General features: G+C 71.6%; 23 protein-coding genes and 1 tRNA gene. 9 read left to right on the forward strand and 15 right to left on the reverse strand.

Features of this window, described 5'->3' with window-relative positions:
• Positions 1-8: 8 nt before the first annotated feature.
• From AQI70_RS10905 to AQI70_RS10925, 5 genes are all read right to left on the reverse strand, one after another.
• Positions 9-989 (reverse strand): alpha-ketoacid dehydrogenase subunit beta, encoded by a 981-nt coding sequence (locus AQI70_RS10905; protein ID WP_062146961.1) that lies wholly within the window; start codon positions 987-989, stop codon positions 9-11.
• Positions 977-1,954: a thiamine pyrophosphate-dependent dehydrogenase E1 component subunit alpha gene (locus tag AQI70_RS10910; protein ID WP_062146962.1), complete on the reverse strand. Its 978-nt coding sequence runs from the start codon at positions 1,952-1,954 to the stop codon at positions 977-979. Before AQI70_RS10910 ends, AQI70_RS10905 begins: the two co-directional genes overlap by 13 nt.
• Positions 1,954-3,294, reverse strand: coding sequence for a M24 family metallopeptidase (locus AQI70_RS10915; protein ID WP_062148264.1), 1,341 nt, complete (start codon positions 3,292-3,294; stop codon positions 1,954-1,956). Before AQI70_RS10915 ends, AQI70_RS10910 begins: the two co-directional genes overlap by 1 nt.
• 45 nt (positions 3,295-3,339) lie before the next feature.
• Positions 3,340-4,089: a helix-turn-helix domain-containing protein gene (locus tag AQI70_RS10920; protein WP_062146964.1), complete on the reverse strand. Its 750-nt coding sequence runs from the start codon at positions 4,087-4,089 to the stop codon at positions 3,340-3,342.
• An 87-nt stretch (positions 4,090-4,176) separates the two neighbouring features.
• Positions 4,177-5,358, reverse strand: a complete 1,182-nt coding sequence (locus tag AQI70_RS10925) for a sensor histidine kinase (RefSeq protein WP_062146966.1) — start codon at positions 5,356-5,358, stop codon at positions 4,177-4,179.
• Between the two features lie 160 nt (positions 5,359-5,518).
• Here AQI70_RS10925 and AQI70_RS10930 point away from each other — a divergent pair, with 160 nt between their 5' ends.
• The 6 genes from AQI70_RS10930 (at position 5,519) to AQI70_RS10955 (ending at position 10,460) form a co-directional block, all read left to right on the forward strand.
• Entirely contained in the window at positions 5,519-5,875 is a 357-nt protein-coding gene (locus tag AQI70_RS10930; protein WP_062146968.1) for a DUF4333 domain-containing protein, read from the forward strand.
• 213 nt (positions 5,876-6,088) lie between these two features.
• Positions 6,089-6,796, forward strand: coding sequence for a response regulator transcription factor (locus AQI70_RS10935; RefSeq protein WP_062146970.1), 708 nt, complete (start codon positions 6,089-6,091; stop codon positions 6,794-6,796).
• Between the two features lie 194 nt (positions 6,797-6,990).
• Positions 6,991-7,815: a hypothetical protein gene (locus tag AQI70_RS10940; RefSeq protein ID WP_062146972.1), complete on the forward strand. Its 825-nt coding sequence runs from the start codon at positions 6,991-6,993 to the stop codon at positions 7,813-7,815.
• Between the two features lie 167 nt (positions 7,816-7,982).
• Positions 7,983-8,792: an SAM-dependent methyltransferase gene (locus AQI70_RS10945; RefSeq protein WP_062146974.1), complete on the forward strand. Its 810-nt coding sequence runs from the start codon at positions 7,983-7,985 to the stop codon at positions 8,790-8,792.
• Positions 8,793-8,904: 112 nt separating this feature from the next.
• Positions 8,905-9,432, forward strand: coding sequence for an NUDIX hydrolase family protein (locus AQI70_RS10950; RefSeq protein ID WP_062146976.1), 528 nt, complete (start codon positions 8,905-8,907; stop codon positions 9,430-9,432).
• Positions 9,433-9,452: 20 nt separating this feature from the next.
• Positions 9,453-10,460 (forward strand): NAD(P)/FAD-dependent oxidoreductase, encoded by a 1,008-nt coding sequence (locus tag AQI70_RS10955; RefSeq protein WP_062146978.1) that lies wholly within the window; start codon positions 9,453-9,455, stop codon positions 10,458-10,460.
• Between the two features lie 245 nt (positions 10,461-10,705).
• Here AQI70_RS10955 and AQI70_RS10960 read toward each other — a convergent pair whose 3' ends face one another.
• From AQI70_RS10960 to AQI70_RS10985, 6 genes are all read right to left on the reverse strand, one after another.
• On the reverse strand, positions 10,706-11,164 hold the full coding sequence (locus AQI70_RS10960) for an SRPBCC family protein (RefSeq protein WP_062146980.1): 459 nt from the start codon (positions 11,162-11,164) through the stop codon (positions 10,706-10,708).
• An 886-nt stretch (positions 11,165-12,050) separates the two neighbouring features.
• Entirely contained in the window at positions 12,051-12,614 is a 564-nt protein-coding gene (locus AQI70_RS10965; protein ID WP_062146982.1) for a hemerythrin domain-containing protein, read from the reverse strand.
• A gap of 420 nt (positions 12,615-13,034) precedes the next feature.
• The gene (locus AQI70_RS10970; protein ID WP_159042645.1) at positions 13,035-13,205 is read right to left on the reverse strand and encodes a hypothetical protein; all 171 of its coding nucleotides are present in this window, start codon (positions 13,203-13,205) and stop codon (positions 13,035-13,037) included.
• A gap of 312 nt (positions 13,206-13,517) precedes the next feature.
• Positions 13,518-14,549, reverse strand: a complete 1,032-nt coding sequence (locus tag AQI70_RS10975; protein WP_062146986.1) for an NAD(P)/FAD-dependent oxidoreductase — start codon at positions 14,547-14,549, stop codon at positions 13,518-13,520.
• Positions 14,546-15,061: an isoprenylcysteine carboxyl methyltransferase family protein gene (locus AQI70_RS10980; RefSeq protein WP_062148267.1), complete on the reverse strand. Its 516-nt coding sequence runs from the start codon at positions 15,059-15,061 to the stop codon at positions 14,546-14,548. The genes AQI70_RS10975 and AQI70_RS10980 overlap by 4 nt, the downstream gene beginning before the upstream one ends.
• A gap of 22 nt (positions 15,062-15,083) precedes the next feature.
• Positions 15,084-16,214 carry a type III polyketide synthase gene (locus AQI70_RS10985; RefSeq protein ID WP_079051281.1) on the reverse strand — a complete coding sequence of 377 codons (1,131 nt, stop codon included), beginning with the start codon at positions 16,212-16,214 and terminating at the stop codon, positions 15,084-15,086.
• Positions 16,215-16,221: 7 nt separating this feature from the next.
• Here AQI70_RS10985 and AQI70_RS10990 point away from each other — a divergent pair, with 7 nt between their 5' ends.
• The 3 genes from AQI70_RS10990 to AQI70_RS11000 all read left to right on the forward strand — a co-directional run bounded on the left by AQI70_RS10990 (position 16,222) and on the right by AQI70_RS11000 (position 19,723).
• The gene (locus AQI70_RS10990) at positions 16,222-17,121 is read left to right on the forward strand and encodes a UbiA family prenyltransferase (RefSeq protein ID WP_062148270.1); all 900 of its coding nucleotides are present in this window, start codon (positions 16,222-16,224) and stop codon (positions 17,119-17,121) included.
• Positions 17,122-18,378: 1,257 nt separating this feature from the next.
• The gene (locus AQI70_RS10995; RefSeq protein WP_167358898.1) at positions 18,379-19,083 is read left to right on the forward strand and encodes a YqjF family protein; all 705 of its coding nucleotides are present in this window, start codon (positions 18,379-18,381) and stop codon (positions 19,081-19,083) included.
• Between the two features lie 4 nt (positions 19,084-19,087).
• The gene (locus AQI70_RS11000; protein ID WP_062146992.1) at positions 19,088-19,723 is read left to right on the forward strand and encodes a hypothetical protein; all 636 of its coding nucleotides are present in this window, start codon (positions 19,088-19,090) and stop codon (positions 19,721-19,723) included.
• A 1,211-nt stretch (positions 19,724-20,934) separates the two neighbouring features.
• Here the strand turns inward: AQI70_RS11000 and AQI70_RS11010 are convergent.
• The 4 genes from AQI70_RS11010 to AQI70_RS11025 all read right to left on the reverse strand — a co-directional run bounded on the left by AQI70_RS11010 (position 20,935) and on the right by AQI70_RS11025 (position 23,976).
• Positions 20,935-22,464 carry an FAD-binding oxidoreductase gene (locus tag AQI70_RS11010; protein ID WP_159042646.1) on the reverse strand — a complete coding sequence of 510 codons (1,530 nt, stop codon included), beginning with the start codon at positions 22,462-22,464 and terminating at the stop codon, positions 20,935-20,937.
• Positions 22,465-22,720: 256 nt separating this feature from the next.
• On the reverse strand, positions 22,721-22,846 hold the full coding sequence (locus AQI70_RS40620) for a hypothetical protein (protein WP_208607337.1): 126 nt from the start codon (positions 22,844-22,846) through the stop codon (positions 22,721-22,723).
• Between the two features lie 517 nt (positions 22,847-23,363).
• A tRNA-Pro gene (locus AQI70_RS11020) sits at positions 23,364-23,437 on the reverse strand.
• A 179-nt stretch (positions 23,438-23,616) separates the two neighbouring features.
• Positions 23,617-23,976 carry an MmcQ/YjbR family DNA-binding protein gene (locus AQI70_RS11025; protein ID WP_062147000.1) on the reverse strand — a complete coding sequence of 120 codons (360 nt, stop codon included), beginning with the start codon at positions 23,974-23,976 and terminating at the stop codon, positions 23,617-23,619.
• Between the last annotated feature and the right edge of the window lie 6 nt (positions 23,977-23,982).

The following is a 23,982-nucleotide window of genomic DNA, read 5'->3' on the forward strand; positions in this document are numbered from 1 at the left end:
ATGGGGTTTCAGTAGGCGGCGACGTCGCGTACGGCCGCCACGACCTTGTCGACGGTGGGGATCACCCGCTCCTCCAGCGCGTCGGCGAACGGCAGCGGGACGCACTCCCCCGCCACCCGTCTGACCGGCGCGTCCAGCAGGGCGAACCCCTCGTCGGCGACGAGCGAGACGAGCGTGCCGCCCCAGCCGCCCTGGTACGGGTTCTCCTCGACGGTGACGAGCCGCGAGGTCCTGCCGAGCGAGGCCAGCACGGTGCTCACGTCCAGCGGCACCAGGCAGCGCAGGTCGACGACCTCAGCCTCGATGCCCTCGCCGGCCAGGAGATCGGCGGCCTTCAGCGCGAGCGGCACCATCGAGGCGAGGGCGACGAGCGTGACGTCGGTGCCCGGGCGGACGACGGCGGCGCGGCCCAGCTCGACGACATGGTCCGGCGGCGGGGGCGCGCCCTTGGTGGCGAGCAGCGCCTTGTGCTCGAAGAAGACCACCGGGTCGTCGCTGCGGATCGCCGCCGCCATCATGCCGATCACGTCGGCGGGGGTCGCCGGTGCGGCGATCTTCAGACCGGGCACGGTGAACGCCCAGTTCTCGGTGGCCTGGGAGTGCTGGGCGCCGAAGCCGAGCCCGCCGCCGTTGGCGGTGCGCACCACGAGCGGGACGGTGACCTGCCCGCCCGTCATGTACCGCACCTTCGGGATCTCGTTGGCGAGGTAGTCCCAGCAGCAGGCCAGGAAGTCGGAGAACATGATCTCGGCGACCGGCCGCATCCCGGTCATGGCGGCGCCCATCGCCGCGCCCACGATGGCCTGCTCGGAGATGGGCGTGTCCCACACCCGCTCGGGCCCGAACTCCGCTCGCAGCCCGACGGTCGTCTTGAACACCCCGCCCGCCTCACCGATGTCCTCGCCCAGGCACACCACGGCCGGATCGCGCCGCATCTCCCGCGCGATGCCCTCGGCGACCGCCTCCCGGTAGGTGATCACGTCCGCCACGCCGCACCTCCGTCCGCCCATACGTCGGTCAGCGCCTGGTCCGGATCGGGCGGCGGAGCGGCTTTCGCGGCCTCGACCGCCTCCCGTACGACGGCACTCGCGCGCTCGTCGGCCGCGGCGACCGTCTCCGGCGGCACCCCCAGCCCGACGAGCCGGCCGCGCGCCAGGTCCAGCGGGTCGTGCTTCAGCCAGCGTTCGACCTCCTCGGCGGGGCGGTAGGTGGCCGGGTCGGCGCGGCTGTGCCCGAAGTGCCGGTAGGTGTGCGCCTCCAGCAGCGCGGGCCCGTCCCCTGCCCGGGCCCGCCCCGCGAGCCGGGCCACGGCCTCGTGAACGGCGTCGACGTCGTTGCCGTCCACCACCTCGCCGGGGATGCCGTACGCGGGCGCCCGGTCGGCCGCGGGCCGGGCCACGGCCGTCACGTCGGCGATCGGCGTGTACTCCATGTACAGGTTGTTCTCGCAGACGAACAGCGCCGGCAGCTTCCATACGGCGGCCAGGTTGAGCGTCTCGTGGAAGGCGCCGATGTTGGTGGCGCCGTCGCCGAAGAAGGCGACCGCGATCTGCTCGGTGCCCCGCAGCCGGGCCGACCAGGCGGCGCCGGCCGCCATGGGCAGATGGGCGCCGACGATGGCGTAGGAGCCGAGCATGCCGGTGGACGCCTTGGTCAGGTGCATGGAGCCGCCCTTGGCCCGGCACAGCCCGGTCGCCCGGCTCATCAGCTCGGCGAGGCACTCCTCGGGGGTCGCGCCGCGGGCCAGGGCGTGGTGGTGGCCACGGTAGGTGGCGAAGACGTAGTCGTCCGGGCGCAGTGCCGCGCTCGCGCCGACGGCGATCGCCTCGTGTCCGGCGGCGAGGTGGGTGGTGCCCTTGACCAGGCCCTGGAGGAACAGGTCGTGGGCGGCCTTCTCCGTACGGCGGATGAGGGTCATCTGCTCGTAGGCGGCGAGGAGTTCGGCCCGGTCCATCAGCGCGTCCCGTCGCCGTGCGGGGTGTTGAGGTGGGACTGCGACTCGCGGCGGGTGTTCAGCTCGCCGCCGACCGTCCAGTACTTGCGTCCCGCCACCAGCAGTTCCTCCGCCGGGAACTTGGTGATGACCTCGCAGCCGTCGGCGGTGACGACCAGTTCCTCCTCGATACGGGCGGCGGACCAGCCGTCGGCGGCGGGCCAGTAGGTCTCCAGGGCGAACACCATGCCCTCTTCGAGGACCTCGGGATGGTCGAGGGAGACCAGACGGCTGAAGATCGGCTTCTCCCAGATCGACAGGCCGACGCCGTGCCCGTACTGGAGGGCGAAGGCGGCGGTCTCGTCGGGGAAGCCGAACTCCTCGGCACGTGGCCAGACCTGGACGATGTCGGCGGTGGTGGCACCGGGGCGGACGAGGGCGATGGCCTGGTCCATGTACGCGCGGCAGCGCACGTAGGCGTCACGCTGGGCGCGGGAGGCGCTGCCGACGGCGAAGGTGCGGTAGTAGCAGGTGCGGTAGCCCAGGTGGCTGTGCAGGATGTCGAAGAAAGCGGGGTCGCCGGGGCGGATCAGACGGTCGCTGTAGACGTGCGGGTGGGGTGAACAGCGCTCGCCGGAGATCGCGTTGACGCCCTCGACGTACTCGCTGCCGAGGTCGTACAGCACCTTGCTGACGACTCCGACGCACTCGTTCTCGCGCACGCCGGGGCGCAGGTAGCCGTACAGCTCCTCGTACGCCGCGTCGACCATGGAGCAGGCCTGGGCGAGCAGGGCGATCTCGTCGCCGGTCTTGATGCGGCGGGCCTCCAGGAAGACCTGCTGTCCGTCGACGACCTCGATGCCCTCGGCGCGCAGGGCGGCCAGGATCGGCATCTCGGCGACGTCGATGCCGAGGGGTTCGCCGGCCAGACCGTGTTCGCGCAGTTCGGTGGCGATCTTCGAGGCGACGTCCTGGGCGATCCCCGCGTCCGGGTGGAAGGCGCCGCGGAGGGTGGAGATGCCGGCGCGGGCGCCGGTGGGCGGGCCGCCTTCCTTGCCGTCGCTGTAGTCGAGCCACGGGTTGTAGAGCTGGTGGTGACGGGCGGCGGAGCCGAAGTCCCAGACGACCGGCTCGCCGCCGCGCACGAGCAGGGCGAAGCGGATCAGCTTGTCCATCGCCCAGGTGCCGATGTGCGTGGCGGTCATGTAGCGGATGTTGGCGAAGTCGAAGCTGAGGACCGCGCCCAGCGCGGAGCGGTTCAGGGTGTCGTTGAGGCGGGCCAGCCGCTGTCTGCGCAGCCGGTCCAGGTCGACGCGCTCTTCCCAGTCGACGGCGTTGGGTCCGAATGTGCGGATCGCCATGGCGACCACCCCCACTCCGGAGTGAACGACCGCGTGCCGCGAGTGTCAAGTGTCACTGAACACGCACCAGACGCCCACGGCCGGTACGGCACCATCATTGCGGTAGCGGTGCGGGGTCGTCGACTCGAAGCAGACGGCGTCGCCGGGGCGCAGGGTGTACTCGTCGAAGCCGAGGGTGAGGACGAGTTCGCCCGAGGTCAGACAGCCGTACTCGGTGCCGGTGTGCCGCATGAGGCCACCGGTGCTTGAGGAGGCGCCGCCGGGCCGGTAGGTCACCATCAGGAAGTCGACGTCGGTGCCGGGGACATGGCCGAGACGCTCCCATACGACGCCCGAGTCCAGCTCCAGCACCTCCCGCTCGTCCGGCGTGACCACGGGGCCGATGCGGCGGCCGGGATCGGCGGCGAAGGCGGCCAGGGCGTGCAGGACAGTGCCGGAGGCGGCGGCGGTGCCGGGCGCGGTGGCGGTACCGGCGGCGGTGGTGGGCGCGGTGGCGGTGCCGGGCGCGGTACCGGAGGCGGCGGTGGCGGTACGGGGCGCCGTGCCGGCCGTTGTCGCCACCGGGGTCGCGGCAGCGGCCTCGCCCGCGGCGAAGAGCGACTCGACGGAGATGCCGAGGGCGGTCGTGATGGCGTACAGGGTGCTGACCGACGGCTGGCTCCTGCCGTTCTCGATCTGCGAGACGAGGCTCGCCGAGACGCCGATCTCACGGGCGAGCGCCCGCAGGCTCGTCCCGCGCTGGAGGCGGGCATGCCGGATGCGCGCACCGACGGGCGGCACGGCGGCGGGGGGCATGGGCGGCTCCTCTCGGCGGGCCGGGGCAGGGCCCCGGGTGTTCGCTCTCATTGAACAGCGAGGGGACGCTCAGCGGTATCGATGCCGTCAGGATCTCCGCGCCGGAAACACCGCCCGCACCTCCCATCCCACGTCGCCCCGCGGCCCGGCGTGCAGTTCGCCACCCAGCGCGGTCACCCGCTCCTTCAGGCCGACGAGGCCGAAGCCGCCGCCGTGGGCGGCCGCCGGAAGCTGGGTGCCGCCGCGGCCGTCGTCCGCCACCGACACCTCCAGCCGGCCGGCGTCGTCCCGCAGGCCGACCTCGATGTGTGTGGCGTCGGCGGCGTGCCGGCGGATGTTGGTGAGCGCCTCCTGGACGACCCGGAAGGCCGCGGCCTGCACCTCGTGGGGGAGGTCGTCGGAGACGGCGGGGTCGCGGCGCAGGGTGACCTGCTGGGCCGGGCTGGCGAATCCGTCCGTCAGATCGGCGATGGCCGCCAGGTCGCCGACCGGGCGGTGGTCGGCCGCCTCCTCCCCGGTGTCGCGCAGCACACCGACCGTGCGGCGCATCGAGGCGAGGGCTTCGGTGGCCGCCCGCTCGATGCCGGCCAGGACGGGATCGAGCTCCCTCGGCCGGGTCTGCGCCATCATGCGGGCCACCTGCGTCTGCACGAGGATCCCGGTGACATGGTGGGCGACGAAGTCGTGCAGGTCGGCGGCGATGGCGAGGCGTTCGGCGCGCCGGGTCCCGCTGACGGCGAGCGTCCGCCGGTAGTCCAGGGTGCGCAGGTACACGGCGAGCCCGGCGAAGAGGCCGATCAGCACCAGGCCGACCAGCGCGAAGGCCTGCGTGTCACTGCCCACCGACCGCAGATGGCGCACCGGCAGCAGGAACAGGGCGCCCGCGTCGAGGAGCGCGCAGACCACGGCCCACCGCGGCGGGCAGTGCCGTACGGCGACGAACAGCAGGCACAGCGTGATCACGACCTCGCCGGGGCCGAAGGTGATCGCCCTTCCGGTCAGCAGCGAGCCCACCGAGTAGAGGGCCGAGACGAGGGCGGGTACGGCGGTGCGCACCTGCGGCGTGAGCCACTCGGGCCGCCGCTCGGTCGGCCACAGCACGGCGGCCAGACCCACCAGCAGCACGGCCAGGGTCGGAAGGACGGGGTCCGCCGTCGGCACGACGCTCGTCCCGTCGGCACCCGCGTAGAGGACGTCGACGACACAGGCGGCGAGCAGGACACCGACGGCGAGGCCCCGGGCGCAGCCGCGGGGGGAAAGGGACTTCATGCCGATCACCGTAGGTGAGGCCGTGCGCGGCGGGATCGGCCGATCGGCCGAGGGAACAGCCGTGGGCCGCCGCTGACTCCGGCCTTATGGCCGAGGCGCGCGCCCGGGCCCGCGGACGCGGGTGGTGCCGGATCCTCACCACGGACCTCAGGAGTACGCGATGCGGCGCAGCAAGTTCCTCGTCGGTGTCGTCGGCGGCGCGAGCGCCGTGGTCGCGCTGGGCGGCCTCGGCACCTTTCTGCTCTCCGGCACCGAGTCGACGAGCAGACTCGACGAGTACAGCACGGCATCGGTCGACGGCCACCGGGCGCTCGCCGCGAACGTCGTCGCGGGCCGCACCGAGAGCAAGTTCCACCCGCTGCCCTGGGTCGGCGACAAGCTCTCCGGTGTCATCTGCCCGTCCGGTCTCAAGGCCGTGGCCGGAGCCGGCATCACGTGCACCGGCAAGACGAGCGACGGCGGGACCGTCGAGATCCCCGTGCAGGTGACCAAGGCCGACGGCAAGAGCGTCACCTGAAAGTTCACGCGCTGAGGAGGAGGCCGCGCCACGCCACGAGCGCCCTCCTGGGCGGGCCGGCGTCGACGTGGAGGTCCGCGAGCGCGGCTCACTGACGATGACGGGCCCGTCGCCGGGGGCGGCATGGTCGCCGAGGACCACCCACCAGCCGTCGCGGTGCGGCCGACCGCCGGCGGCCGTCCCTCCGTGAACCCCATAAGGCATGATCGAGCCATGACCACCCCACCTCGGTCCGGGGCGCCGATCCGCGTCCTCATCGCCGACGACCAGGAGATGGTCCGCACCGGCTTCCGCTTCTTCCTCGACGCCCAGCCCGACATCACCGTGGTCGCCGAGGCCGCCGACGGCGAGGAGGCGGTGGCGCTGGCCCGGCGGGAGCGGCCGGACGTGTGTCTGCTGGACATCCGGATGCCGAGGCTGGACGGGCTGGAGGCGACCCGGCTGCTGGCGGGGCCCGAGGTGGCCGACCCGATGCGGGTGGTCGTGGTGACCACGTTCGACCTCGACGAGTACGTGTACGGGGCGCTGCGCGGCGGCGCGTGCGGATTCCTGCTGAAGGACTCCGGGCCCACTCTCCTCGCGGAGGCGGTCCGCGCCGCCGCGGCCGGCGACTCGCTGGTGTCGCCGTCGATCACGGTCCGCCTGCTCAAGCACGTGACCGCCCCGCAGGCCGGGCCCGCCGCCGTGGTCCCGGCCGCGAAGCCCGGCTCGCTGACGGAGCCCCTCACCGACCGTGAACTCGACGTCGTCCGCCTGGTCGCGCTCGGCCGTACGAACGCCGAGATCGCCGCCGGGCTGTATGTCTCCCTCTCCACGGTCAAGACGCACCTGTCGAGCGTCCAGCTCAAACTGGCCGCCCGGAACCGGGTGGAGATCGCGGCCTGGGCCTGGCAGCACGGGCACGCGCAGCCCGGCGCCTGAGCGCCCGCGCTTGCGGTGGCCCTCGGTTTGCGGTGGTGCTCAGTTTGCGGTGACCCTCGGCTTGCGGTGGTGCTCAGTTTGCGGTGACCCTCGGCTTGTGGTGGCCCTCACTCGAACGGTCCGGTGCCGCTGGTGGCCCGTGGGGTCCGGTGGTGCGCTGGGGACACGCGTCACGTCCTCAGGAGGCACCTGCGATGACCCGTCGTCCGTCCCGGCTTGCCCGCGTTCTCTCCTCGGCTCTGGCGGCCGGCGCGCTGCTGGCCACCGCCGCCTGCTCGGACGACGGTGACACCGAGGGTTCGCGGGCCGCGGGCGTCTCCGCGTCACCCGTCGCCCAGAAGCGGCAGACCCCCTCCCCCACCGCCACCCTCGGCGAGGCCGGCGCACAACGGGCTCTGATCACCGAGGCGGACATCGAGGACGACTGGACGCAGGTCAAGGACACGGAGGCCGAGAACTGGCACGACAGCCTGCTCATCGGCACGGTCGACGTCTCCGACTTCCTCACCGCCAAGGCCGACACCGCGGACTGCCAGCGGCTCCTCGACTCCCTCTTCGACGACGACCTGCTGGGCAGGCCGTCGGGAGCGTCGGCGCTGCGCGGCTTCACCCAGGACGACTCGCGCCTGCTGTACCAGGTCGCCTCCTACGACCGGACCGATCCGCAGGACTCCCTGAACTGGCTGGCGGCCCTGCCGCGGAAGTGCGACCGGTTCACGGTGACCGACGACGGGGAACAGCGCACCGTCCAGGTCATCGAGACCTCGCTGCCGGAGGTGGGCGACGCCCGTGAGGGGCTGCGGGTGACGGTGCGGGGCACGACCGGGGGCGCGCAGGCCACGCTGACCCTGGACGTCGCCGCCGTACGCGTCGGCAACGACGCGATCACCGTCACGGCGGGCGGCCTCGACGGGGACGAGGACGACTCCGTCGAACAGGCGGTGAAGCAGGGCACCCAGCGTCTGAAGGACGTCCTGGCCGGACGGACGCCCAAGCCCGCTCCGTCCGAAGTCGAGTGACGCCCACGGCACTTCCGTTCCCTCGCGTGCGCCGACCTCACTTCCTTCCCCTCGCGTGCGCCGGCCTCCGTGACCGCTGTGCCGATTCCCGGGACAGCGTGATCAACGGAACGGCACAATGGCGGCGATGGCCGGTTTCGGTCGTACGTGCGAGGAGAGGACGAGTCGTGAGCGATGGCCACACCCCGTCGGGCGGGTCGGCGAAGCTGAACACCGGTGTGGCGCACAACGCGCGCGTGTGGAACTACTGGATCGGCGGCAAGGACAACTACGAGGTCGACCAGCAGGTCGGCGAGCATGTCGCCGGGATGTTCCCGATCATCCGGGACATCGCCCGCGCGGACCGCGAGTTCCTCGGCCGGGCGGTGCGCTTCCTGGCGGAGGAGCGTGGTGTGCGGCAGTTCCTGGACATCGGCACCGGGCTGCCGACGGCGGAGAACACCCATGAGATCGCCCAGCGGGTCGCGCCCGACTCACGGATCGTGTACGTCGACAACGACCCGATCGTCCTCGTGCACGCCCGTACGCTGCTGACCGGCACCCGTCAGGGCGTCACCGACTACATCGACGCCGATGTGCACGACCCGGACGCCATCCTCGAACGCGCCGCGCGGACCCTGGACCTCACCGAGCCCGTCGCGGTGATGATGCTGGGCATCCTGAACTTCGTCCTGGACCACGACAAGGCCCGCGAGATCGTACGGCGTGTCCTGGCCGCGGTCCCCTCCGGCAGCCATCTGGTCCTGACGCACCCGACCTTCGACTCCGAGCTGGGCGGCGAGGGCCAGATCCCGGCGATGAAGTTCTGGAACGAGAACGCCACGCCGCCGATCACGGCCCGCAGCGGCGAGGACATCGCCGCGTTCTTCGAGGGCCTGGAGCTGCTGGAGCCGGGCATGGTGTCCTGCTCGCAGTGGCGTGCCCCCGACTCTGCCACCCCGGTGCCGCAGTACGGCGCGGTCGCCGTGAAACCCTGACGCCCGGCCGTGCTTCGACACCTTCCTGGCGGACGACTCCCTGCATGCATCCCGTCGGCACCGCGACAGAGCGTTCGCAATTCCCGGAAAGTATGATCAAGCAATGTCTGACATGACCGAAACCACGCCCGGCTGGCTGACGACCGACGAGCTGGAGCAGGCACGCGCCCGCATGCCGATCCTGTACGTCGAGGCCGTGCCCGTGCGCGTCGACGACAGCGGCGAGGTCACCAGCATCGGCCTCCTGCTGCGCATCGGACCGGACGGTACGGTCAGCCGGACCCTGGTCTCCGGCCGCGTGCTGCACCACGAGCGCGTCCGCGACGCCCTCCTGCGCCACCTGGAGAAGGACCTCGGCCCGGTGGCACTGCCCCGCGTCCCGACCTCCCTCCAGCCCTTCACCGTCGCGGAGTACTTCCCGACGCATGGCATCACGCCGTACCACGACCCGCGTCAGCACGCGGTGTCCCTCGCCTACGTCGTCCCGGTCACCGGCGACTGCCGCCCCCGCCAGGACGCCCTCGACCTGGTCTGGTTCAGCCCGCAGGAGGCCCTGTCCCCGGCGGTGCAGAGCGAGATGCCGGGCGGGCACGGGGTGCTGCTGAAGCAGGCGCTGGCGCATGTGGGCTGCGTGATCTGACCGGCGAGGGGGCCGCGGGCATGTCCGTCGCCGTGATCGGCGCCGGGCTCGTCGGCGCGTCCGTGGCCTACCACCTGGCGCGGCGTGGCACGCCCGTGACGCTGATCGACCGGGGAACCGCACCGGCGGCCGGGGTGACCGGGGGCTCCTTCGCGTGGATCGGGGGTTGCAGCGGGGACTGGCCCGGTGGCGCCGAGGATCTGCGAGGCTCGGTCCTGGCTGACTACCGGCGTCTGGAGGCCGAACTCCCGGACGTCGCGGTGCGCTGGAGCGGTTCGCTGGCATGGGACGGTGCGTCGGCGGGGCCCGGCCCGGGCGAGGGCCGGTTCCTGGTGGGAGCCGACGAGATCAGGACGCTCGAACCCGGCCTGTGCCTGCCTCCCGACCGGGCCGTGCACACGCCGTCCGACGGTGGGGTGGACGCCGTCGCGGTCACGGGCGCGTTGGTGCGGGCCGCTCACGGGCTGGGCGCGCGGGTGGTGCTCGGTGCGGAGGGGGTGGCCCTGCGGACCACCGGCCGGAGGGTCACCGGGGTGATCTCGTCCGCCGGACTTCATCCGGCGTCGACGGTGGTGCTGGCGGCCGGTACCGGGGTCCCCGCACTGATCGCGCCACTGGGCGTCGAGCTGCCCATCGACGCGTCCCCCGCTCGTCTGGTGCGGCTGGCGGCACCGCCCGGCCTGGTGCGGACCATTGTCGCTGGGCCGGACTTCGAGGTGCGGGAAGAGCGGCCGGGGCACCTGCTGATGACCGTCCCTGTGACGTCCTCCGGCGACACCGCGCTGCGCCGTCTACGAGCGGCCTTCCAAGGTGCGGACGACTGCCGCGTCCTGGACTCCCGCATCGGCGCCCGCCCCGTCCCGGTCGGCGGGCCGCTGCTGGGCCCGCTCACTCCGGACGGATCCGTGTACGTCGCGGTCCTGCACTCGGCGGTCACCCTGGCCCCCACGGCAGGACGACTGGTCGCGAAGGAGATCGTCACGGGCGAACCGGCCGCCGAGCTGCGTCGCTGCCGCCCCTCGGTCTGAGAGCCCTGTCTCAGGATTCAGGTCTGAGCGGGGCGGCCCGGAGGGCCTGGCCGCAGGCCTGGACGCAGGCCTGGACGCAGGCCTGGACGCAGGCCTGGACGCAGGCCTGGACGCACTGCTCGACCGCTTCGCGGAGAACGCCGCGTGAGCCGAGTACGGCAGCCCGGCGGGCCCCGGTGAGGATCGCGGGGAAGACCGCGCCCTGACGGCGCGGCCCTCACCGATGTGTCATCGAGTCGGTCCTGTCATCCGGGCTTGATGCGGCCGCGCCAGGCTCCGGATTCGGAACCCCGGTGCTCGATGAAGTCCTTGAAGCGCCGCATGTCTCCCTTGACGCGCCGGTCGATCGTTCCCAGCATGTCCGCGGCCTTCTCGGCGGCTCCGCTCGGCTCGACGTCCATCACGAGCTCCACCCGGGTGTGGGTGTCGTCCACACGCTGGAAGCGGACCGTGCCCTTCTGCTGGGTGTCGCCGCTCGTGGTCCGCCAGGTGATCCGCTCGTCAGGGAGCTGGTCGACGATCTCGGTGTCGAACTCCCTGCGGACCCCGCCGATCTTGGTGGTCCAGTGATTGTGGCGGTCGTCGACCTGCGTGACCTCCTCGACGCCCTCCATGAAGTTCGGGAACTCCTCGAACTGCGTCCACTGGTTGTAGGCGATACGGACCGGAACCTCGACTTCCACTGCTTCTTTGACCGTGCTCATCTGGGACCTCCTTTCACCCCGCGGCGAGTACCCAGGAGGCGTCCACCTACGAGTGACCCGCCCACATCGGCTGACGCGGGAGGCCGTCACGGGTCCCGAAAACGCATCCAGCGGGTCTGCCATGATCGGCAAACCCGCTGGTCAACACCGTCGGGACGACAGGATTTGAACCTGCGACCCCTTGAACCCCAGGAGTGAGGGCCATGGGAACTACCTCACATATCAGGCAGAAAGAGGGTGCAGAAGGTGCGTCCCCGCGCGTGCTGTTCAGGGTCGCGAGCACCGTGTGGTCCCCAAATGGTCCCCAGGGCAGTGGTAACAGCGTGGGTATCTGCCTGCCCGTAGACCAATAGGTTCCGGACGGATCGAGCCATGCTCGATCCGTGTCTAGGTCCAAACTCGCCCGTGAGCGACCGACGGAGGGCTTGCCGCCCGAGGCTCGTTATCCACGCTGTGGATAACGGGAGGAACGACTGACAGCCCAGGCGCGGCAGAGCACCCAGCCCTGTTAACCAGCCCCCTTGAGAAGATCACCGTACGACGCCGGCGGCTGGCTACGAAGCTCCAAGACGTGTCATCTGCGACCGCAGCGGAGCCTCACCGAACATCGGTACGTGACCAAGGCGACGTCCTGCTGCAGGGCCCCGATGACAGCCTCTGTGGTATCGCGTCGGCGGATCTTACAGTCTGGTCACCGAACGGTGCCCCCCCCCGGCCAACCGGCAGGGCCGGCAGGGCCGGCAGGACCGGCGGCCAACCGTTATGACGCCCGTCCGTACCGGATGCCGTGTTACCTCACCTCGAGTGGCTGACGAGTTCGGCGTAGATGGGCCGTGAAGTCGTGCTCAGTGCGCCCGGCCCGCCCATGCTGTGTTCGGCTCCGGTATCAGTCCTGCTTGCCGCGCCCGGTGAGCGCGTCGCGAAGCCGGTCGACCATTCCGGTTCCGGGGGCGAGGAGTTTGTTGAGCGGCGGAGTGTCCGGGGCTGCGGGGTGCGGGCGGGTCGGGGCGGTCTCTTTGGCCTTGCGTACTTTTTCGCCCAGTTCATCGAGTGTTTCCGGGGGGCAGGCATCGGCCAGCAGGTGGAACAGGCGATCTTCTTCGTCCCTTACGTGTGCGGCGACCGAGGACTTGAGCTGTGCGATGAGGGTGTCGAACTCCGCGTCGCCGGGCTGGCGGTCCTCCAGTTCTTTCAATAGCCGCTCCACTTCGCTGTGGTCGGCGATCTCCTTGTCGGCGAGGTCGTCACCGCCGTCGACGTACCGGCGGACCGCCGGGTACAGGTGCTCTTCCTCGGCCACCGAGTGCCGTACCAGCTCCATGGTCAGATGATCGGCCAGCTCACGGCGCTTGGGGTCAGCTCCGGCGTGGGTTTCCATCTGCGCAAACAGCGCGTCCACTTCCCGGTGGTCCGCTGTGAGTTCCTGGATGACGTTTCCTCCGTGCCCCATGTGCGAGTGCTCCTTTCATTCATCTGAGCCAAACCTGGTGTCCGCTCAGGGCTCGGCTGCTTCGCCGACGACAGTGCCGAGCACTACCTCCCGCCGAGCTACAGGGGCTTGGGCACTGCGGTCGCCGTCCGCCGGCTGACCGAGGCGCCTACGGAAGGCGTCGGTAGGCGCATGCTGCCCTGGCAGGGGCGGGACCCGTTGGCTGCCGGTGACCAGGTGGCGCGGTGCAGCTGCCTCATGGTTCGAGGAATCTCTCCGCAGGGCTGTGCCGACTGGTCAGCTCCTGGCGGCCTGGCGGCGACGGCCTGATGCGGGCCCCGTTTCCAGGAGCGTGTCACATACCAGGGTGGGCCGCCTGGCGACGGCCGCGGCGGCCCGCCAGATGGGGGACGGAGGCGTGTGAGGGCGGCCGTGCAACGTTCAGGCGCCGCCATCAATGGGCGACAGGACAGAGTTCGTGGGCGAAGTCATGGGCAGCGGGATCGGCGCCGCAACCACGGCCGCCTGCGCATCGCCGCGTTCGCCGACCTCGGCCTCGGCCCCACCCGGATCCTCCAATACCTTGAAGTGATCACAATCAAGGCTGGCCATCGCCAGCTGCCTCTGCGCCGCCGCCGACGATCCCCGCTGCGCCGAGTGCCACATCGGCCGGCGCCGATCACCTGCCGGCGTCCTCATGCGCAGCGGCCGACGCGATCAATGTGCTCGAGCTGCCCAGCGGCACCCCGCTCGGCGTCAGCGGTATCTCCTTCGAAGGCTCCGCCCCCAGCGCACCCTCGGGCCGGAGCATCCGTCCCGTCGCTGGGCCCGTGCTTCACCACCTGGCTCGGCCTTCTCCGTGGCGCGCCGGGCGTAGGCGACCGGTGACGGGGCGATGTGGCCGTTTCCGGTAGCGGCCCAGTCTCATGCCAGGGCGTTCACCGCTGCCGCGAAGAGGCGTGGCAGGCGTGTGGCCGTGGGCACGATGCGCGGGGCGAGTGCGGGCTGCTGCCGGGCCGTGACCAGGAGTTCCGTCAGGAGACGGTGGTGGCGGGTCGCTCGTCTCCAGTCGGTCTCGTAGCGGCTCGGTGTGCCGCGGCGCACGTTGCCGACCAGGGCCTCAGCGCCGCTGAGGGCGAGAGAGACGCCCTCACCGGTCAGCGCGTCGATGTATCCGGCGGCGTCGCCGACGAGCAGGACCCTTCCGTACGAGCGGGTACGGGCCCTCTGGCGCAGCGGTCCCGCGCCTCGCACCGCGGTGACGGCCGCTCCCGCAGGAAGGTGGGCCGCCAGGTCGGGGAAGCTCTCGAGTTGGGTGGTGAAGGGGGCTCGCCGGGCCGTCAGCAAGGCGACGCCGACCAGGGCGGGGCCCAGCGGGGTGACGTACGCCTCTGCCTCGGCTCCCCAGTACACCTCGACGTACGGCGACCACGGGGGCACCGCGTAGTGCCGGCGCAGCCCGTATCTGGGTGTCCCCCGGGTCTTCACGCCCAGGCCGAGACAGCGGCGCACGGGTGAGTGCAGGCCGTCGGCGGCGACCAGCCACCGGGCGCGCAGCCCCGTGCCGGGGACGGTCACGCCCACGGCGTCCTGCCGTACGTCCTCGACCCGCAGGGGCAGTACCGGCACTCCCGCGTCCAGGACGGCCCGGTGCAGGGCGCTGTGCAGGCCGGTGCGGCGCGCACCGAGGCCCAGGCCGGACCGGAATGCGGCCTGGACCTGGTGGGGTCCCTGGATGTAGCGGATGCCGGCGATGGGGTGGCCGGGGACCTCCAGGCCGAGGGCGGCGAGGGCGCGGACGGCGCCGGGCATCAGCCCCTCACCGCACGCCTTGTCGACCGGCGCCTGGCGTGGCTCGGCGATGACGGTGTCCAGGCCGGCGCGAACGGCGTACAGGGCGGTCGCGAGGCCGGCGGGTCCGCCTCCGACGATCAGCAGGTCGTGGCAGCCGCTCACGCGGGCACCGCATGGGTGAGGGCCGCGTTCTCGCAGCGGACACGAATCGTGAGCAGCACCGCGTTGGCGACGCTGAACACCGTCGCGGTCAGCCACGCGGAGTGCACCAGGGGCAGGGCGGCGACCTCTACCACGACCGCCAGGTAGTTGGGGTGGCGCAGGAAACGGTAGGGCCCGGCGCCGACCAGGCGCGCTCCGGGAACGACGATGACCCGGGTGTTCCAGTACGGTCCGAGCGTGGTGATGCACCACCAGCGCAGAGCCTGGGCCCCTGCGGCGAGCGCCAGCATGGGCCACCCCAGAGCGGGCACGAACGGTCGGTCGGCGAGCACGGGTTCGAGCAGACAGCACGCGAGCAGTCCTGTGTGCAGGACCACCATGACCGGGTAGTGGCCACGGCCGTGCTCCACACCGGCGCGGGCGAGGGTCCAGGCCGCGTTGCGCCGGGCGACGGCGAGTTCGGTGACGCGTTCGGCGGCGACGGCGAGGACGAGCAGCGTGTACCACGGCATGAGGAACATGAGGACCACTCACTCACCAGCGCAGCAGGACGAGTTCGGAACAGAATCCCGGGCCCATTGCCATGAGGAGCCCCCACGTACCTGGCTCGGGCCGACGGGACTCCCACGTGTTCTGCAAGACGTGCAGTACGGAGACGGAGGACATGTTCCCCGCCGTCGCCAGGGAACACCGCGCGGAGTCAAGAGCGTCGCCGGGCAGGCCGAGGGAGTCGGTCACGGCGGTGAGGACCCTCGGCCCTCCCGGATGGCACAGCCAGGTCCCGATGTCGTCGGTGGTGAGGCCGTGTTCGGCCAGGAAGGCACGCAGGTGCCGCCCGAAGTGTTCCCGCACGATGCCGGGAACACCGGCGTCGATCACGACGCGGAATCCGCTGGCGCGGATGTCCCACCCCAGGAGCTGTTCGGTGTCCGGGTACAGGCGGCTGCGCGTGGCGACCACCGAGGGCCCGGCTGCGCCCGGCCCGACGCTGCCGCTTCCGCGTGCGACGAGCGCTGCCGCACCGTCACCGAACAGGGCGCCGGCGACGAGGTTGGCGCGGGAGTCGTCGCGCTTTTGGAGCGTCAGCGAGCACAGTTCGACGGTGAGCAGCACAGCGGTGTCGTCGGGGTGGCCGCGCAGGTAGTCGTGGATCCGGGCGAGGCCGGCGGCACCCGCGACGCAGCCCAGGCCGAACACCGGAAGCCGTTTGGCGTCGGGCCGCAGTCCGATGCGCCCGGCCAGCCGGGCGTCGAGCGACGGGGCGGCGACGCCGGTGATGCACACCAGGAGGTCGACATCGGCTGGTCCGAGCCCCGCCGCCTGCAGCGCGCCGGTGAGGGCTTCCTCGCCCAGTTCGAGGCCCGCCGCCAGCCACGTGTCATTACTCTGCCCGAAGTCGCCGAGATGGGCGTACCGCTCGATCGGCAGGGCGAGATGACGCGTGCGCACCCCGGCGGACGCATGCAGGCGGCGCAGCACGGCGCGATCCGCCCCCGGGGGCAGGCACAGGTCGCCGATCGGCTCGGTGAGGTCGTCCTGGGCGTATCGGTGCGGCGGCAGCGCGGTGCGGACGGCGGCGATCGTGGTCGCCGCGGGAGGCACGGTCGTCCGGCGCGGCGCAGTGGGAGGGGAAGGGGCAGGATCGACGATCACGGGGACACGCATGTCGTTCATGCCTTCCTCGCCCGGGATGCCCGATTACCGTGCCTACGTGTCTCTCCACCCGTCTGGGGTTCTCTCGCGCACAACGCACCGCCTCCCAGTGTTGCTGCGCTCCTGCCATCCGGAGCCGGCGCTCGCCGTCACGGTGTTCGTGACCGCCCTGGCCGTGGCTGCAGACCGCGGGGCGGCGGGCTCGGCGGCGGTGGCCGCGGCCGTGCTGGCCGGCCAGCTCTCGGTCGGCTGGTGCAACGACGCGCTCGACGCGCAGCGCGACACGGTATGCGGGCGCTCCGACAAGCCGGTGGCCACCGGCGAACTCCCGCCCCGGGTAGCGGCTGTCGCGGCTGGGACGGCCCTTGGACTGTGCGTGCCACTGTCACTGCTGAACGGCGCCGCCGCGGGAACGGCACACCTGGCGGGCGTGGCCGCGGGCTGGATCTACAACCTGCGGCTGAAGCACACGGTGCTCTCACCCCTGCCGTATGCCGTGGGCTTCGGCTCGCTGCCGGCCTTCGTCACCCTCGGTCTGCCATCGCCGTCCTGGCCCGCCTGGTGGGCGGTGACAGCGGGGGCATTGCTGGGCATGGGGGCGCACCTGGTGAACGTCCTTCCCGACATCGAGGACGATCTCGCGACCGGAGTCCGCGGGCTGCCGCAGCGGCTGGGCCGCCCGGCCTGCCGGTGGCTGACCCCGCTCGTCATGCTGGCGGCCGTGAGCGTGGTCGCCGCGGGGCCGCCCGGCGCGGCGGAGACCCCGGACTGGGTACTGGGGGCCGCGGCCGGGATCGTCGCGGTCGCAGGTACGGCTCTGCCGTCGGCGGCCCAGAGCCGGTGGCCGTTCCGGGCGGCCATCGTGGTCGCCGGCATGGCCGTGGCACAACTCCTGCTACGAGGCTCGGACATGACCTGATCCGGCCCCCAGACCTACCCGGGGCACACGGCGACCGTTGGGGCCGATCGGACGGGACGTCCGTTCAGCGAGCTCTGCCATCCGGCCGTCGCGCAGGCGCCCCGGTACACGGCCTCCCGCCGGTCGACGATGTCGGCCGCCGCTGTTCCGGCGATGGAATGTCGTCCGCCCTCAGCTCCGGAACGCAGTGAGCGGTCGACGTCCGTCGTGCGCCCGGTGTACCTCAAGGTCGACCAGGATCAGGCGCCGCTGCTCGACCAGCAGCGGCGGCTGGAAGGGGTGCCAACATCTGGCGCGCCGGCCTCCCCAGATCACAGACGGACGACTGGCTGCAGCAAACGACCGCCGGGCTGCTGGCCACCAGCGGCTGGAGCCTGCTGCGCGCCCCGTCTGGACCGGCCGGCCTGGCCCGGGCACGCCGCACCGGCCTGGGCACAGCCGCGACGCTGCTCGCAATCGACCTGGTCTACGTGCCGCAGGGCCGTATCCGCCCCACCTACCTGGTGGACGCGGCGATGCAAACCGGCTGGCTGGTGGCCTGGTGGCGCTGCGGCCGCCTCCGCGATCACTGTGCGGAGAGCCGATGAGACCGACCTGGGGCAGGACCCTGCTGCGCGCCAGTGCGGTGGCCACCGCACTGGCACCGTGGGCCGCCGACTGGAATCGGGGACACACATTCGGCCCCGGATACGGCCCGCACTCCCGCGCTGCGGACCACGGTCGCGACGTTGCTGCCGCTGTTGCGGTACGGCGCGTTCAATCTCGCCCTGGCCGTGCCGGGGACGCACCGTACGAAGAGGGACGCCCGCCTCTTCGGATTCTTGGTCTGCCGGCCGCGCTCGTCGCACAGGACACCATCGCAGGTCTGGCTCTCACGGTGGCTGGACCGCCGCGCCCGCCGCGGATAGCCGTAGACGGAGAATGCTTCCATCGCCGACGTCCGGCCAGCGGCGTGGCCAAAACTCCGGCCGATGAAAGCAGCAGTGCGGTCACCTGACCTTTTCGGCCGTCGCCCACATGGAGCGGGGACTCATCACCAGGAAGTCCGCCTACTGTCCTTGATCCACAAGACCAGGAAGATCATCCGCGCGGGATACTCGGCGTTTCGCCCGGCGTCCCGCGGCCCTGCCGACTGTAACGGCTGGCGAGTCGCGCTGCTCCGAGCCAGAGGCCGGCAGGCTGCGCAAGTATTGGACGTTTTCGCTGGCCAAGGCAGGGGACTCGACGTCTGTGGTCGCGTATGGAGCTGAGCAGCGAGTGCGCGTTCCGGCCTTGCAGGCGGGCTGGCTGAGGCAGACGTTCGTCCACTGGCCCTACCCTCCGGACGAGGTCCAGGTATTGCTGCCCGAAGAACTGATCGTGGACGAGTACGAGGGTGCGGCGTGGGTGGGGCTCACCCCCTTCGTCATGGCGGACGTGCGCCCTCCCGGGGTGCCCGCCCTGGTGCCGGGGCTCCCGACGTTCGCGGAGACCAACCTGCGCACCTATGTCCGGCACCGGAACGGGCGGGACGGGCTCTGGTTCCTGTCCATCGAGGTGGCCTGGCCACTGATGCTGGCGGCCCGGGCCGTCGGCGCCCCGTACAACCCGGGCACCCTGAGCGTATCCGTGAACGGCGATGCCGTCTCCTACACGGGTTCGAGATGGGGCGGCGAAGTCTCCTACCGACTGGTCGTCCGCCCCGGCGAACCGATCAGCCCGACAGAGCGTGACGTATGGCTGACCTCGCGCTGGCGGGCGTACACACGCCGGCTCGGCATGCTCTGGGAGACGCCGGTCGAGCATGAACCCTGGCCGCTCTCGCGTGCCGCCGTCGACGTGCTCGACGAGACGCTGACCACCGCCGCGGGCCTTCCCGCGCCCACCGCCGAGCCCCTGGTGCACTTCTCTCAAGGGGTTCGGCACGTGCGGCTGGGAGTGTCCAGACCGTGTGTCCCGACGCCAGGTCTTTACGGGGAGTAGGACCATGAGCCGGACGCGCGGCACACCCGGACGGCGCCCGCGGCTGCGCTTCGACGGCTGGATCGCGGGCATGGGCTCCTCCTCCGGGACGCGTATCGTGCTCGGGTACTGGCAGCGGTCGCCGTTCGGGCCGTTCAGCGACGCGATGATCGAGCGGGCCGACGGGGAACGGCTGCTCCTGGCCCCCTCGCGCCGGACGGCGGACTTCGTCAGCAGCACCTACACCTTCGACAGGGTGCACGTCGTGCCGGTCCGCGTGAGCGTCGCGGACGACACCTGGACGGTCATCGCGGGGTCACTCGCCCTGCGCTTCACCATCGGCCCACGAGGGGTCCAGGGGATGTTCCTGCGGGCCGTGCCCGGCGCATTCGCCGCCCGTCCGGTGTGGAGTGCGCTGACGTATTGGCCCGCTCGCCTGATCCCACCCGGCGTGCGGACCCGCGGCAGCGCCGGTGCCGGCCGCCGCGAGTGGTACGGCGTGCGGGATCTGCGGCCGGTCGCCGCGGTGTCGGCGGTCTTGGAGGGCCACGACCTCGGTGCCGGGGCACCCGTCGAGCCCCCCGTGCGCTTCGGGTTCGGTTCGGTCCCCCGGAAACCCACCATCGTGCGGGTCACCACGACGGTGGAGCTTGGCTCGTGACCGCCGTTTCCCGCCGGACCGCCGGGTACCCGGCGGCCTTCCGAGGGAATACGAAGGGACGGCCCAAGGGCAAGGCGAGAATTCCAGTCTTCGTGCGCGACTGCCGGATCTATCGGCCGTAGGCGTCCTTGCCGGGAAGGGGTCCGACGTCGGCGTGGCGGCCGGGGCGGAGGGCGACGTGGCGTTGTCCGGGGCCGGGGCCGCTACGGGCAGCGAGAGCGCCGGTGACGAAGGTGTGGACGGCCTTGTGAAGGTGCGGGTGCGAGCTGACCGTGACCAAAGCGGCCCCGCCGACCTGCACGGGCCAGCACAGCCCGACGTGCTGCTGCGGCAAGTCCATGGTCAAGAAGACCGAGCAGGCATCCGGCAGGGGCGCGCGCCCCTGCCGGATGCCGGGCAGCCCGCCCCGACAGGGTCCCGCGTGCCACCGGGGCCCGGCCGTTCCCGACCGTGGTTGCGTGGCAGCCCCGGGGACCCGTGCACGACGAGATTCTGCTCCCCGTCCAGGGCTATCCGGCTTCATCGTGCAGGGGGGCCGGGTCGAGGACGATGATGCGCCCGCGGGTGAGGCGGAGCAGCGCCCACTGCCGGCCGCCGCCCTGTTCGGCGTCGGCCCGGCCACCGCCCGCACCGTCTCGCGGCCTGGTAGGACGTCTACGGGCCTGGGGGTCTCGACGTCGCCGAGGACGGTGCCGTAGATCCGCCCCTTGTGGAACGCGAACTCGTCGGTGCCCTCGATCCCGCCCATGACGTCTCGTGCTGGATGGTCCGCTCGCGCATCGCGCATGCGTGAACTGCGTGAGTGCCTCCTTGGACGTCCACTTCCGCTGTGGACTGCGACTCGCGTGCGGTTGCAGGCTGACTGTTTCAAGTCGGCGGCGTGGTAGAGAGTTCGGCATCGCGATTGCCCGCCGAGCCCGGAAGCTGCGGTCGTTGCGCGGCCGTAGCGCATAGCGGGGAGGGCAATCTCCGGCAGGTGGTGTTCGTGGCCCTGGCGCAGCCTCACCGCCTGATCGTCGTCCCTGTCCGAGCCGACGGCGTGTCCTGCTACACCGGGGGCGTGCGCGGCTGTTTCCGCGCCGGCAGCGGCCGTCGAGAGCTCTGCAGGGATGGCCTGTGCCGGGGCGGCCCGGCGCTTCTCTCTCCGCCCCGGAACGACAGGACGGTCGAGGGCCTGAGTCCTCGACGCCGGGGCCATGGGGCTGACGGTCTCAGCTGCGGGGACCGCCGACGGCTTGCTGGTAGCGAAACAGGCCGGTGGGGTCGTATCGCCGCTTTACGGCGACCAGGCGGTCGTAGTTGATTCCGTAGTAGGCATGCTGCCAGTCGTGCAGGTCCGGGTCGGGGAAGTTGACATAGGCCGCGCGGGTGGAGAGGCGGCGGCGGAGCATGTGGTGGGCGGAGCGGGTCTGTTGCAGGAGGGCGCGGACCTCGGCCGGCGGGGTGCCGGGCTTCCAGTGGGTGCCGACGTCGATTACGAAGGTTGCACTGCGATGGGGGTAGGCCGTCTCGTCCGGGCGGGGCGTGGCGCTTTCGCCGCCCATGGCGAACAGGGTCACGTAGCCGGTGGCCATGCCGGGCCCCGGCTGCCAGCCCCGGGTCCAGTCGGCCACAGCGGCCACTGTGTCGGGATCGGGCCATCGGTCGGGGACGAGAGACTTGGAGGCGTAGGCGTCCTTCGCTCCGGGGGTTTCCATGAGGTAGTCCTGCGCGGACCAGAATCCGCGTTCCGTGATGAAGGTCCGGGTCGGTCGCAGTTGGAGGAGGGGTGTGAACAGGCGGCGCAGGGTGTCCTCGTCGCCGAGTCGCTGCCCGAGGAGCACCAGCGAGGTGCTGCCGTCGCCGGCGTGCTTGAAGCCGATCCGCACGTCGAAGTCGTCGCCCCGGTCCGCGTCGAGGATCTGCCGCAGTTCTTCCATCACCCGGACGCCCGCGTGCAGGCCGAAAGCCAGATCGAAGACGGTGGCGCGCAGTCGGCCGACAGGCACGGCCTCGAAGACGAAGCCTGTGTTGATGCCGAAGTTGCCGCCGGCCCCGCCCCGACAGGCCCAGAACAGGTCGGCGTTCTCGTCGTCGGTCGCGCGAACCAGCGTCCCGTCCGCGAGTACGACCCGGGTCTCGGTGAGCCGGTCGCAGGTCAGGCCCCACTTACGGTCGTTGAAACCGAGCCCGCCGCCGAGCGTCAGCCCGGCGACGCCCACTCCCGGGCAGCGCCCACCGGGGAAGTACAGGTTCGCCGCACGGGTCGCGTACACGTCCGAGTTGGTGGCGCCACCGCCCAGGCGCAGGCGCCGCCCTTGTGGCGCCACCTCCTTCAGCGCCCGCAGACTGATCACGAGACCGGGGGTGGTGGAGTAGCCCGCGTAGTTGTGTCCGCCGGAGCGAGGGGCGAAGGGCACTCCGTGCTTGGCGCACCACCGGATCGCTGCGGCCACGTCGCCCTCGGTCGCGCAGACAAGGACGCCGGCCGGACGGACGGAGGCGTAACGCTGGTTGTCGGGCGTGGCCTGTGCCGTGTACTCCGGAATCCCGGGGCGGTACAGGGCTGCCGCAGGACTGAGGCACCGCCTCAGTTCGCGCCACGCGGCCGGCTCGACACCCTCACCCGCGACGGGCGGACGGTCGGCGGCTGCATCGGAGCGGGTGCGAGCAGCGGCCGCACCGCCGCCCAGACCGATCAGGCTCCCGGCGGCCGCAAGGGCCGCTCCGCTCCTCAGCACTTCTCGTCGGTCGGTCTCCACAGGTCGTCCCCTTCGCGGTGAGCCCGGACACCGGGCAGCAGGCCCAGGTACGGAGAGCAGCGGCCCTGGTCGGCGGGCCGGATCCACGATGGGCGCGCATCCAGGCAGACACCGACTGTGGCACCCGGACAGGACCGCAATTCACGCGAACGGAGCCCGACGCCCGTTCTGGCCTTGCCAGCGGCGGAGTCGCTGCGGTCGAAAGCGAAACGCCTGGTCGCCCGCAGCTGGCTCGCCAAGCCTGCGCCGGGCCGGTTCACCCTCGCTGCGGGCGTGGCCGGGCCAGGCGGCGGGCCATGAGCAGGATCATGGACCAGTAGATCAGTGCCTCCGCGCTGGTCGTGCGGCGCTCGTGGTCACGCGCCAGGCGGCGAGTGCGCATCAGATGGGCGCAGAACCGCTCCACGATCCACCGCTTGAGGCAGCACCACTAACCCCTTCCGACCATCGCTGCGCTTGACGATCGCCAACACCAGCGCCAACGCAGCCAGGCAGTACTCAACGAGGCTGCCGGTGTATCCGCCGTCGGCCCAGACCAGCTCCAGCAGGTCGCGCGTCGGCCACTGGGTACCGCGGGCTCCCACCAGTCGCGGGCAGTGTTACGCCTGCGATGAGCCCTCGCCTGCCGCGCCGCTCGCGCGGCAGGCGAGGGCTCGCAGAGCCGGCTTCGCTCACTCGGCTCAAGATCGATGCAGTGGCTGGCTGGTTTCACCGGGGCAGGACGGTGCCGGTCAGTGGCACTGGGGTCTGTGCTCCGCGCACCGCGCTCGCTGCCGAGCCCGATCGTCGTGACCCGCTGACCTCGGTCAAGGACGCCGGTCCCCAACTGGTCCCCAAGAATGATCAAGGGCCGGTTTCGGATGCCTCCGAAACCGGCCCTGACCTGCGACTGTCTCCAGTCGGGACGACAGGATTTGAACCTGCGACCCCTTGACCCCCAGTCAAGTGCGCTACCAAGCTGCGCCACGTCCCGGTGCCGTCCTGACCTGGGGTTTCCCCCGGCCGAACGCGCATGGAAACAATACCGCACTCGGGTCGGTGGTCGCGCACCCTTTATGCGGTCGCGCACCCCTTCGTACAGAGCGTGGGGGGATCACTTTCATACGGAGCGGGGTGATCACTCTCCTGCGCTCTCCTGCACGGAGCGGGCGATCACCCTCCGGCCGACAGGCCCAACTCCGGGTACGCCTCCAGCAGGCGGGACGGGGCCGCCTGTCGCCAGGAGTCGGCGAGGATGTCGCGCAGTTCGCCCTCGTCCTCCAGGGCGGCGAGCCGGGCCCGCACCCACGCGAACTGCGCCTCATGGTCGGCGATCCAGAACTTCCCCGGCTCGGCCAGGACCAGCTCGTCGCGCTCCTCCTTGGGGCAGCGCACCGCGATGGAGGTCTCGTCCTCGGGCAGCGTGGCGAACATCTTGCCCGCGACCCGGAACGTGGGCATGCTCCAGGCGATCTTCTCCGTGGTGTCCGGCAGGGACAGAGCGATACGGCGTACGTCTTCGGCATCCGGCATGAGACG

Origin of the sequence: Streptomyces curacoi (assembly GCF_001513975.1) — a bacterium.
Taxonomy (GTDB): Bacteria; Actinomycetota; Actinomycetes; order Streptomycetales; family Streptomycetaceae; genus Streptomyces; species Streptomyces curacoi.